Origin of the sequence: Chryseobacterium sp. MFBS3-17, from assembly GCF_020687745.1 — a bacterium.
Classification (GTDB): domain Bacteria; phylum Bacteroidota; class Bacteroidia; order Flavobacteriales; family Weeksellaceae; genus Marnyiella.
Window position 1 is genome coordinate 49,212 of the sequence record NZ_JAJEWK010000004.1, and the last position, 12,723, is coordinate 61,934.

The 12,723-nt window shown below is 41.2% G+C and carries 8 protein-coding genes; 4 read left to right on the forward strand and 4 right to left on the reverse strand.

The features are described from left to right. Nucleotides 1-149 precede the first annotated feature (149 nt). On the reverse strand, nucleotides 150-3,464 hold the full coding sequence (gene ccsA / locus LKO26_RS02540) for a cytochrome c biogenesis protein (protein WP_227586266.1): 3,315 nt from the start codon (nucleotides 3,462-3,464) through the stop codon (nucleotides 150-152). A 361-nt stretch (nucleotides 3,465-3,825) separates the two neighbouring features. On the opposite strand from ccsA, the gene LKO26_RS02545 reads away from it, so the two are divergent. The 3 genes from LKO26_RS02545 to LKO26_RS02555 all read left to right on the forward strand — a co-directional run bounded on the left by LKO26_RS02545 (nucleotide 3,826) and on the right by LKO26_RS02555 (nucleotide 8,609). Next, entirely contained in the window at nucleotides 3,826-6,315 is a 2,490-nt protein-coding gene (locus tag LKO26_RS02545; protein WP_227586267.1) for an FtsK/SpoIIIE family DNA translocase, read from the forward strand. 118 nt (nucleotides 6,316-6,433) lie between these two features. Further along, a complete protein-coding gene (locus LKO26_RS02550) occupies nucleotides 6,434-7,081 on the forward strand; it encodes a LolA family protein (protein ID WP_227586268.1) in 648 nt (215 codons plus the stop codon). Nucleotides 7,082-7,151: 70 nt separating this feature from the next. Further along, nucleotides 7,152-8,609, forward strand: a complete 1,458-nt coding sequence (locus LKO26_RS02555) for an LptF/LptG family permease (RefSeq protein WP_227586269.1) — start codon at nucleotides 7,152-7,154, stop codon at nucleotides 8,607-8,609. Between the two features lie 30 nt (nucleotides 8,610-8,639). Here LKO26_RS02555 and LKO26_RS02560 read toward each other — a convergent pair whose 3' ends face one another. From LKO26_RS02560 to LKO26_RS02570, 3 genes are all read right to left on the reverse strand, one after another. Beyond that, complete coding sequence (locus LKO26_RS02560; protein WP_227586270.1) at nucleotides 8,640-9,155, reverse strand: HRDC domain-containing protein; 516 nt, start codon at nucleotides 9,153-9,155, stop codon at nucleotides 8,640-8,642. 211 nt (nucleotides 9,156-9,366) lie between these two features. Further along, complete coding sequence (locus LKO26_RS02565; RefSeq protein WP_227586271.1) at nucleotides 9,367-9,696, reverse strand: single-stranded DNA-binding protein; 330 nt, start codon at nucleotides 9,694-9,696, stop codon at nucleotides 9,367-9,369. Between the two features lie 524 nt (nucleotides 9,697-10,220). Further along, nucleotides 10,221-11,234: a tyrosine-type recombinase/integrase gene (locus LKO26_RS02570; protein WP_227586272.1), complete on the reverse strand. Its 1,014-nt coding sequence runs from the start codon at nucleotides 11,232-11,234 to the stop codon at nucleotides 10,221-10,223. A gap of 217 nt (nucleotides 11,235-11,451) precedes the next feature. On the opposite strand from LKO26_RS02570, the gene LKO26_RS12760 reads away from it, so the two are divergent. Further along, complete coding sequence (locus LKO26_RS12760; protein ID WP_227586273.1) at nucleotides 11,452-12,591, forward strand: putative phage abortive infection protein; 1,140 nt, start codon at nucleotides 11,452-11,454, stop codon at nucleotides 12,589-12,591. Nucleotides 12,592-12,723 lie beyond the last annotated feature (132 nt).

Genomic DNA, 12,723 nt, shown 5'->3' on the forward strand with positions numbered 1-12,723 from the left:
ACCTTTTGATACGGCCGGAACACAGTAATGAATTCCGGCTTTTTCTTGTCTGCTTCAGCACCATGCCTCATTAACCATGACATGAAAAGTGATGAAACCGCAAAAAAAAGGATCCGACAAACGAATCCTTTTTTATACAATCAGTAATTTTATGCAGTCTTCTTTTTGAAACTTCTGAATTTCAAATAAGAGATGATGGACAAAAGCAACATTCCGCCGCTGCCTATGTACACCCACATCGGTACAGGAATCGGGTCACCGGCGGCATACGAGTGCAGTCCGCTCAGGTAATAATTCACCCCAAAATAAGTCATGACAATACTTGAAATAGCGAGCATGGCAGCTACGTGAAATGCCCAGCGGCTTCTGAGTCCGGGTACCAGACGCATATGCAGTACAAATGCATACACCATTACCGAAATAAACGCCCAGGTTTCCTTCGGATCCCAGCTCCAGTAGCGCCCCCAGCTCTCATTGGCCCAGATACCGCCCAGGAATGTTCCCACCGTAAGCGCATAGAGACCTATGGTTAATGACATTTCTGAAACGATGGTCAGTTCCTTCAGGGTGTGATCATTGTGCTTTTTAAAGTCTTTTTTACGGGCAATAATGTAAAATACCAGGCAAATAATAGCGATGACAAATGACAGACCGAAGAATCCGTAGCTGGCTGTGATAATGGCCACGTGAATAATGAGCCAGTAAGATTTCAGTACAGGAACGAGCGGTGTGATCTGAGGATCCAGTGCAGAACCACCATGGGCAAAGCCCATCATGATTACAGCCACCATAAATCCGGCTGCAGGAATCAGCGCATTGGAATTCCGGTACAGGACAAACCCGGCCGTAATTCCTACCCAGGAAATAAACACGATGGCTTCATAACCATTACTCCACGGTGCGTGACCGGAAATATACCAGCGGCCAATCAGTCCCAGCAATTGCATGAACCAGCCAATGCCACCCACAATTAATAACACTTTAATCACCGCATCTACAATCCTGTGGGGTCTGAAGAGATGTACAAATCCCAGAAGAACCAGCAGCCCACCAATCATGGAATACAGAATCATCAGCCAGAAATTGATATTGACACGGGTCATCAGTACTTCCAGATCCACTTTTGTTTTGGCCGGAACCACATTTTTACCCCAGTTTTGCTGATAATCTGAAAGCTTTTTCAGTTCGGCATCTGCTTTATCCCAGTTTCCGGTTTGCTGTGCTGCCAGCACCTCAGAAAAATAAGGTCCCATTACCTGCTGGCTTTCCATATCCGGTTCAAAGTTTTGATCCAGCCAGGAATGCCATGTGGAATTCGGATCGTTTTTCACCGGTACAATTCTCATAAACTGCCCGCTGAAGAACTCATTAAAAATCTGAACCCTTTCGTTTACCGAAATGACTTCTTTATCATAATTGCTTTGTTCTGCAGGTTTTTTGCGGAAGGCTATATTATAATCCTCTTCCAGAACGTAGTTCAGGTTACCCGATGCATCAGAAGGAAACAGATTCATTAAACTGGTGTATCCTTCATCATTGGCTTTAGTTTTTTTCTTCAGCTCATCACCGCCTTTGGTTCCGATTTTAATGAGTGGAACCATGGTCCAGCTGGGTGTATCTGTATTAATGGAAAGGAACCATTGTTCTGCAGTCAGAAACTGATCTCCGGATCCTCTGAATTTATCTTTCTTATAAAGCTTTCTCAGAACATCAGTCGCCTGGGTACTCATCGGTACAATGCGTCCTTCGTAATTCTGCACCAGCAGATAGGCAAATTTATCGGCGTGCTCTTTAGAAACCCTTGTTCTGGCAATGGCTTCATCGGCCGTAATGGTGCGCATGGTATTGAATGATCTGGCCACAGAATTCTGCTGCTGCGGTGCAGGCTCGGCTCCTGCAGGTGCCACCGGCTCATGATTGCCGTCATGCACCGTGCCGTCTTCATGCACATGGGTTTCCTGTGGTGTGGCAGAGGCAGAAATACGGTCTCTGCTGCCGTCTGAAGTGCCGTGCGTTTCAATTTTTTGTGCGTTAAAAGTCGTTACAGATAACAGTAATGCTACCAGAACAGCCGTTTTGTTTTTGCTCATTCTTTTCAGTTGCTGATTCAGTTTCCAGAAGTGAGTTCCCTTCCAGAAGAAGATGACAAACATGGCGGTAAAGAGAAAGAAATAACCAATATAGGTAATGAGGGTACCCCAGAAATCATGGTTTACAGACAGTACCGTTCCCTGACGGTCTTCATCAAAACTTGCCTGAAAGAAGCGGTAACCTTTATGATTCAACACATTATTCATATAAATTTTATACGGCGTCTGCTTGCCTTCATCTATAATTTGAACATGACTTTCGTATGCACTGGGCGAGGAACTTCCGGGATAAGTTTCCATCACAAAATCATCCAGTTTCAGTGCAAAAGGTGTGGTATATACTTTCGGCCCGAAACCGATCATAATGTTGAGACCATCCAGTGTAACCTGCTTAAAGAGGTTCGGGTTTCCTCGCTCCACAACCAGTTCCACGGTCTGTTTGGTTTGCGGCCCCTGGATTTCCATCATCAGTGCATCCGGTACATTCTGGTCTTTCTTCCGGTCTCCTTCAAAGGCCATCAGTTTTCCTTTCTTCAGGCCTTCGGGTACTACAATCCGGATATCGTTAATGGTATATAAACTTCTTAATGCCAGCGGCTCGTACACATTTTCCTTCACGCTGCCGCTGTCCTGAGTAGCCATCACCATGTATTCTGCTTCTACTGGGCTCTTGATGAAGAGATTACCATTCTCGGACTTAAATTCAATAGCACCATCTATGGGTCTGTTATAACTTACCAGCGTTCCGCCCAGAGATTTACTCTCGCCCGGTTTCAGATAATAATTGACACGGCCACGGTCTCCTGTAGAAACAAAATGCAGATATTCCATTCCGTTTTCATCAGCCACCAGACTGTCTTTTTTGCGCTGAACGAAATCAATTGTTTTTACAGATATTTTTTTATCATGATAATTATAAGAAGCGTTCAGGTTTTTCTTTAACGGAGACATCATGTATGGAATATCCTTGTAGCGCAGCACATCTCCGTTTTCTTCAATCTGAATTTTCAGAAAGTTTTTATCCGTGATAATTTCGTTGGAGGTAGCCCCTTCTCTGATGTGCATGATGCCTTCGTAACTAATGTAGCGGGTAATGGCGCCCCCTATGAAAAGCAGAATAAAAGCCAGGTGAAAAATCAGTACCGGCAGTTTTTCCTTACGCCATAATCTGTATCTGGAAATATTTCCTATAAAATTCAGAATCAGTAAAAACATGACCAGTTCAAACCATTTGGCTTCATAGATCAGTGCTTTGGCGGTAGGCGTTCCATAATCATTTTCAAGGAAGGTGGCATAACCCATAGCAGCGGCGTAAACCAACAGTAAAACAGCCATGGTACGCGTAGAAATCAGAATATTCTGGAGTTTTTTCATAAGAATTTAAGTTGTTGTTCAGCTGCACATGAGCGAAACCTATTTTTACTTTGAAGATTTGCAAAAATACATGCAATTAATTTAAAAAGCGAATCCGACAGGTGATTTTTATCAAGTTCACATTAAATTAACATGAACACTAATGGGCAGCCGATTGGATTTATAATCAATGGAATAGCAACATTGCTGCCCGAAAAAGAATACGAAAAAGAAGGATTCCCGGTTGATTTATTCTTCTTACGGTAAATTTTTCCGCAGCAAGACGGAAAAATCAATTCAAAACCATTCTTTTTTTCCAAAGCACTGCAGTACGTCCTTATATTTCACAACATTTTTTAGTACTTTTGCCGGGATTGAACCTATGGAAAAGAACGCAAAAAAGAATCCCCCCGTTAGTACAGAATCCGGAAAGCCCCTGTCTAAAATCAGAATATTTTTCGGCTTGCTGTTTTTACTTATTGCATTTGTAATGACTGCGTCATTCATCTCCTACCTGGCCAACTGGAAAGCAGACCAAAGTCAGGCAGGTACCATGCTGGACAAAACCATCAAATCATCGAATCTGTTTGGCAAGGTGGGCGACTGGCTGGGCAAAGTTTTTATTTTTGACAGTATAGGCGTGGCTGCTTTTCTGGTTGCTTTTCTGGTTTTTGTTTTCGGACTGCTTATTCTGAAGAAGAAATATTTCAAACCGTGGAAAACCATTGGTCACTCTTTATTCTTTATTTGCTGGATGCCGATTCTCTTTGGCGCCATCACAAAGGGTGCGGGGACACTGAGCGGTGTTTACGGATTTCAGATTGCAGATTTTCTTTCGGCAGTAATCGGACAACTGGGACTTTGGGCAGTGGTAGTGTGCAGCATTCTCATGTATTTTATTCTGGAGTTTAATCTGAGACCTTCTGCGGTAAAAGCAAGATTAAAAAAGGTTAATGATAAAACGCTGGGTCAGCTGAAAAAACTGAAACCCGAAGAAGAAGATGATGAATTAGGGTTTGAAAACGACTTAGTTTCTGAAGAAGAGCCCGAACTCTCTGGAACAGCGGTTTCTGCGGCCACACTCATCCCTGAAACCACCTTCCCCGATCTGCCAAAAACAGTTTCCGAAGCGGAAAATAAAACAGAAACCATCGTCACGCCCAACAAAACCTCGTTTACCGAAAAGGTTTCAGAAGAACTGCCGGCAGCCGTTCAGCTGGATCCTGCTCCTCCAAAAGAGCCTGCCAAACCCACAAAAAAGGAAGAGGACACTTTTGACTTTACCGTAGAAGTGGCCCAGGAAGTAGATGAACTGGATGAGTCTGACCGTAAGTCTGCCGAGTTGGTGAAAGAACACGGACTTTATGACCATACCCTGGATCTGGCCAATTTCCAGATGCCGGTGATTGATTTATTAAAAGATTATGGCTCCGAGGAGATTTCAATTAACAAAGAAGAACTGGAGGAAAATAAAAACAAAATTGTAGGCCTGCTGAAAAATTTCAATGTGGGCATTGCGGAAATCAAAGCCACCATAGGACCAACCGTGACTCTGTACGAAATTGTTCCGGAAGCAGGAATCCGCGTGGCAGCCATTAAAAAACTACAGGATGACATTGCACTTAATCTTTCTGCATTGGGCATCAGAATCATAGCACCCATGCCGGGTAAAGGAACCATAGGCATTGAAGTTCCGCGTAAGAATCCGACCATGGTTTCCATGCGTAGTGTTATTGCTTCTCAGAAATTCCAGAACACCGATATGGATTTGCCGGTTGTTTTCGGAAAGACTATTTCCAATGAAATCTATATGGCCGATCTCGCCAAAATGCCCCACCTGCTGATGGCCGGAGCCACCGGTCAGGGTAAATCTGTGGGAATAAACGCCATTCTGACTTCACTTTTATACAAAAAGCATCCCAGCGAACTGAAGTTTGTGATGGTAGATCCCAAGAAAGTGGAACTGACCCTTTATTCCAAAATAGAACGCCATTACCTGGCCAAACTACCCGACAGTGAGGATGCCATCATTACCGACACCCATAAAGTCATCAATACGCTGAACTCACTTTGCGTGGAGATGGATACGCGCTATGAACTGCTGAAAAATGCATTCTGCCGAACCATTAAGGAATACAATAAGAAATTTTCTGAGCGCAAACTGAATCCCGAGAACGGTCACCGCTATCTGCCCTACATTGTTTTGGTGGTAGATGAATTTGCAGATCTGATTATGACTGCCGGCAAGGAAGTAGAACATCCCATTGCCAGACTGGCACAACTGGCCCGAGCTGTGGGAATTCACCTGATTGTAGCCACGCAGCGGCCGTCTGTAAACGTTATTACGGGGATGATTAAAGCCAACTTCCCCGCCCGTGCGGCTTTCCGTGTGATTTCCAGCATTGATTCCCGTACCATTCTGGATGCTACCGGCGCTGACCAGCTGATTGGCAAGGGAGATATGCTGTACTTTAACGGCAATGAAATCCTGAGAATACAGTGCGCGTTTGTTGATACCCCCGAGGTAGAAAAAATTGTCGACTATATTGGTGCTCAAAAAGGCTACGCTTCCGCATTTATCCTTCCCGAAGCTCCTTCAGACGAGCCTCAGAGCGGTGCCGCAGCTTTTGATCCGAATGAAAAGGATGCCTTATTTGAAGAGGCAGCAAGGATTGTGGTCTCTACCCAGCAAGGCTCTACGTCCATGTTACAGAGACAACTGAAACTGGGGTACAACCGTGCCGGCAGAATTATGGATCAACTGGAAGCCAGCGGAATTGTGGGCGGATTCAACGGTGCGAAAGCCCGTGAGGTGCAAATTTCTGACCTCAATGCACTGGAGGAATTTCTTCAGGAACTTCGGAACCGGTAAAAATCATCGTGATTAAAGTGTTTTACAGAAATGGAATGCTTTTTGAGATTAAACCTGTGACCATTGCTCCTTGCAGTGAATCAGGAAAAAATTTAATTTGACAAAACAGAACAACAGAATGAAAAAATTTATTTATAGAATTACATTAAGCCTTATGGTAGCCGGTACCACTACCCTGCTGCATGCTCAAAAAGCAGATGCCAAATCCAAACAGATTCTGGATGGTGTGACCGCTAACTATAAATCCAAGAAAAATTCTTATTTCAAATTCTCCTTCGGAAGCGGAACCAATGGCCAGGTGAATAAAACAGAAACCGGAATTTACTACGCTCAGGGAGACAAGTACAAGTTGAAAATCATGGAAACCGAGCAGATTTTTGATGGAAATAAAATTTACAATATCAACGAAGAAGATATGGAAGTGACCATTGCAAAACCCAATGGCAGTGATGCCCTGTTTTCTCCCGTGAATTATCTGGATTCTTATAAAAAGGACTTCAATGTGACGTATGTAGGCAAAAGAATGGTAAACGGCGTAAATGCTGATTTCATTAAGCTGACCCCGGTAAAGAATAATGGCCTGAAGCACGTGTATGTTTTCGTGGATTCTGCAAACAAGCAGCTGGTAAAACTGGAACAGCACGGCACCAATAAAGATGTTTCCGTGATTGCCATTAAGGATTACAAAGAAAATCAGAACCTTGCCGCCGATATGTTTACCTTTAACAAGGCTAAATACCAAAACTATGTGGTTACGGAGCTCTGAAAAAAGGGATAACTCAAATAAATTTAAAGTCACAAAGCATTTCTTTGTGGCTTTTTCTTAATTTTGGAGCATGTTTAAAAAACTGGACTGGTACATTGTAAAGACCTTCTTCGGGCCTTTTTTCTTTATCTTCAGTGTATTGTTTTTCATATTTATTGTGAACATCATCTGGATTCAGCTGGGGCAATTTATGGGAAAAGGGCTTACATACTGGGAAATTCTGAAGTTGCTCTTCTACTTTGGTGTGGGCGTCATCAATATGGTGTTGCCTCTTACTATTCTGCTTTCGTCTATCATGACTTTCGGAGAACTGGGCGAACGCTATGAACTTGCTGCCATGAAGGCCGCAGGCATTTCTCTTACGCGCATCATGATGCCCCTGTTTCTGATTTCGGTGATGCTCTCCGGAATTTTATTTCTGTTTCAAAACAATATTACTCCGGATTTTCAGCGCAAGGCCAAAAATATGCTCTATAATATTGCACAAACCAGACCCGCTCTGAACTTCACTCCAGGTCAGTTTATAGACCAGATTCCCGGATATCTGGTAAAGTTTGATAAAATTGCCGGTGAAAACGGTGAAAATCTGGAGGGAATCTATATTCACAAGAAAGCGAACGCTTACCAGAACCAACAATCCATCCGGGCGGCAAAAGGCCTGCTGGTTCCCTCTACCGAAAACAAAAATTACCTGAAGCTGATTCTCTTTAACGGCTATGTTTTTGAAGACAATATTGCAAATCAGAGAATCAACGACCGCATCCGGCAGCCGGACCAGGCCATCAAATTCGACACCCTTACCTCTCATTTTGACATCAGTGAAATCATCAATAAAGCGATTGAAGAAGAAAGAATCACAGATGACTACCGTTTCAAAACATATGGTGAACTGAATATCACCATTGCAGACCGTAAAAAGGAAAACACCCAAACGTTCAATAACATCAACAGTGATCTGCTGAGTTATGTCAATTCATACATCACCTATATTGACAAGACGCCCAGCCGCAGTGCTGTAACTCCGCAGCTGAAACTGGATACTGTGAAAAAAGTCAAACAGCTGGAAATTCTGAATGCAGCCCATCAAAAGCTGGAAAGTCTGAAAGTTTCGGCCAAAAACCGGGAAAGCCAGATTAATCCGATCATTAAAAGCTACAGCCGCATCGTGCTTTATCAGCAGCGGATTATAGCATTTTCGGTGACCTGCATTATCTTTTTCCTCATCGGGGCCAGCCTGGGCTCCATCATCCGGAAAGGCGGAATGGGATTGCCGGTAGTGATTGCCATTGTGATTTTCATTGTGTTTTATGTAATGAATCTTTCGGTAGAAAATCTGGCCTGGGACGGCACGCTGAATCCTTATCTGGCGGCATGGCTTCCGAATATTATTTTATTTCCGTTCGGGATCTGGCTCACCTACAAGGCGCTTACCGATTCACAACTCTTTGATGCCGAAAAGTACAAGGCGTTCTTCAAACCGGTACGGCGACTTTTTGTGAAGGAAAAAGAACATCAGCGGTATCAGTAAGAAACTCCGGAGCTGAAGCTCCGGAGCATTTTATACCATTTCCAGCACCTCAATAATTTCTGCACCGAAGTTTTCTATTTTGTGGCGGCCAAATCCTTTAATGTCCCGCAACTCATCTGCACTGGCAGGCTGATATTTTGCAATAGACACCAGTTCACTGTTGGTTGCAATACAGTAGGATGGCAATTTCTGCTCTTTGGCCTTGCGGTTGCGCCACAAACGCAGGCAATCCAAAATTTTGGTTTCATCCGCGGTAAGAGGTTCCTCTTTTCCGGCTGCATATTTCATGGGTTTCATTTCACCCACCGAACTTTGGTTACTGCCACCATCTTTCGGTGTGGCGGGCTGTCCGTTCCTGAGAACCTGTATCGTGGCAGATGCGGGCAGCTCGTCATAGTACAAAATAACAGACCAGCATTCTTCCTGCTTCACAAAAGCAGATTCGAATTTGAAAACCTGATGGCAGGCCAGAAAATCATCCAGCAACTGCTGATCGGCGTGAATGAAAGCATCATCCAGGCGGATCTTTAAAACTTTTACTTTCATGGTATAGGTGTTTAAGGGAATTATTTGAAATAGTGCACAGCAACAATTTGGACCGTTCCGAATTGCAATGCCTCTATTGAAAAATCCGGGTGTGCAATTACGGAGCTGTGTAACCCCGTTTCTTTGCGGTACCACCTGATGGCACCATCATCCGGTAATTCTTAAGAAACCGCAGCCGGCGGCAGTTTTGCACGCCGGCTGCGGGATTTATTTACTTGCTGCCCAGGAGCACCAGTTCATCTACCCGGATTTCTGTAAGGTAAAGTTTCTGACCGTCCTTTTCATAGCTGCGGTAGGTCAACTTTCCTTCCACGGCGATTTCCTTGCCTTTCTGCACATACTTTTGCATGATCTCTGCTGTTTTGCCAAAGGCCACCAGGGTGTGCCATTGGGTCTCCTCTACTTTCTCGCCCTTAGCGTTGGTGTAGAAATCATTGGTGGCCAGCGTAACGCTTGCTTTCATTCCTCCGTTTTCGAAATTGAAAACCTCTACTTCTTTTCCTGTGTGCCCTATCAGGGTCACTCTGTTTCTTAATGACATGACTTTAAAATTTAAATGTTAGACTCAGATCCGAGACGCACTGTTTCTCTCAAATCTCTGCTGCAAAGGTTCAACAACCGCAGAAAAATAGCCGGTAGAAAAACATTTAATACCGTTTGTAGTCGTTTGAAAACGGATATAATACTATTAATCAGAAATATACGATTTAGTAAAGATTTAACAATATTTGTTAGAACTTCCAGCTTATTGGAAAAAATTTATATATAATCGCCAAAACGAAATGTCCAAACTTCTAAAATCAAATGTCCGGAAATTTCACATTCCGGACAATTGTATTTCTCAGACCTTTAATCCGAAAGAAATCTTTCGGCCAAGAATCCTGGACTTAACTTTCTGTTGAGGATTTAAAAACTTCAAATTGAATCAAATGCTTCTCATAATTTCCGCAGAAAAATAAGGATATCCCCCTGCACCATACCCTATCGCCGTATTTACAAATGATCCAGCGGACTTTTAATATTTCGTTTGGTCAGATCGGTAAGGCTGGTATAAATCATGGTTGTTTAAATGTCTTTGTGCCCGAGGAGTTCCTGTACGAAACGGATATCCGTTCCTTGTTCTATTAAATGCGTGGCATAACTGTGCCGGAGGCTGTGTATCCCAACTTTTTTATTTATTCTTGCTTTTTTCATTGCGTTTTTAAACACCGCTTGCACAGAACGAACCGAATATTGATTGCCATATCTTCCTTCGAACAGAAATTCTTTGGGTTGGTATGCTGCGTAATATGCTCTGAGTTCATTGAGAATAGATTCGGGCAAATTGACATACCGGTCTTTTTTACCTTTGCCCTGGCTTACCAGGACCTGCATTCGTTTGCTGTCTATATCGGTAATTTTGAGATTTACAATTTCGCTGACCCGAAGCCCCATTCCGTAGCACAATTTCAGTAAAAGTGTGTGTTTGGAATTTTCTATGGTGTCCAGCATTTTTTTAATATCCCGGGTGGAAATTGCTTTGGGCAATGTACTTGGTTTTTTGGGTCTTGGGATTTCCAGGAACAGTTTTTCCTGATGAAGTACCTGCTCAAAATAGAACTTAACAGCATTCATACGGCTGTGGATGATGTTTTCGGATAGTTTTAATTCATTGATGCAGTACAAAAAGTAACTTCGTAGTTTTTCGGCAGTCAGATCATTTACGGGGAATGATTTCAGGGTTTTGAGCAGTTGCGAAAATTCGGTCACGTACGTTCTGATTGTGTTTGGGCTGTATCCTTTGAGTTGTAATTGCCCGATATAGCGGTCTAAGGCATTCCGATTGACCGGGTGAATGGCGGCTAAGGCACTATTGCCATAATATTTGAGTTCGAGTCCGAACAAAGTGCGATAAAAGGCGACATCCGGCACGTACCATTTTTTGTGTGTAGCACTCCATCGGGCTTTGGTATACCTTTTCAGGTGATGAATAAGATTTTGCTGATAAGGGAAACTGATCCAAATCACGGCTTTGTTTTGGTGTTCTCCTGTTTCGAAAGCAAAATGAGCAACTTGAAATTTTCCGGTATTATTTTCCATAACAACTTCGTATTTTGTATTGTATTTACAAAGATGAAAAATATTTTGCAGATATAATATACAAAGTACGTACAATTTCTATTTCGCATAAGCACTTCTTTGTCAACGGTTAAAGATATTAATTAATATTTCTTTAAGATTTGATATAAAAGTTGTATAATTGCGTATATTTAAGAGTTAGCTGTAATTTTAAACCAAAATACCGTATAGACTAAGAGTGAAAAATTTATCAAAAATATTAATTGGGTCAGGTTGTTTGGTTTTTGTTTTTTTTATAATTAAATCTTGTAATGATGATTTTTCATTGTTTGGTAGTACTAATTATGAAGTAACAGGTCAATTTGGAGATTACGTAGGAGGTGTTGTTGGAACTCTATTTGCTTTGGCTGGAACGTTTTTAATTTATTTAACATTTAATGAGCAACTAAGGGAAAATAAAAGAAATGCATTTGAATCGATTTTCTTTCAAATGATAAATTTGCATAAACAAAATGTATCTGAATTTCGTTTGCGAATTTCTGAAAATTATATTATTGAGAATCGCGAAGTGGTTGAAGAATTTTTCTTCGAATTCATAGATTGTTATAGGGATATAAAAAATTATTCAAAAAATTACAATTTAGATGATTGTATTATTCCTAGTTATAAAAAAAAGTTACAAGAGTTAACAACCAAAATTAATAATGAGATTAATCTTTTAGATTTGATAATTATTGATATTTCTTATTTAATAGTGTTCTATGGTCTAAATTCTGAAGGTCTTTCGGTAATAAGGAAAAACTTTTTGAAAAAATATAACCCTGCATTTTATCACAAGTTATTATTTTATATGGAATTAAAACCTAGTCAAAATAATAATCGGTATCTTAAATTATGGCTAGAAGCAAGGCATTTGGAAACAAAAAAACTTCAGAATTTAGTTGATGAACTTTATAAAAAAAGGAAGCAAAATAAAAAAATTATTTTAACAGATTTTGCGCAAAATTTTGAATTATGTCAAGATTATGAAAAATGCTTTCAAGGAAGACAGTCATATTTTGGACACTATTTTAGACATTTATTTCAAACATTCAAATATCTTAATGAAAATATTTTAGACAAAAATGAAAAATATAAATATGGAAAAATGTTAAGAGCGCAATTGTCTACTTATGAACAAGCAATATTATTAATAAACAGTATATCATCCTTAGGAATGAAGTGGGAGTATAATCCTGAAAAATATGAAAATGACAAAATAAATCCAAAGCTCATAACTGAATTTCAACTTATTAAAAACCTTCCTGGAGAACAAATGTTTGGAATTAAGTATAATGTATATTATCCTAATGTGAAATTTGAAACAATGGAGATATAAAAAAAACTACAGCTAATAACTAAGCTTTCGTTGGGCTTGAAAAGCCAACAATGAAAGCCCGTTGAACGGAAGCTTCGGGAGCTTTTTTGGCAGTCTATGGAGTTATCGTTTTTAGAATTTAGATACACAAAG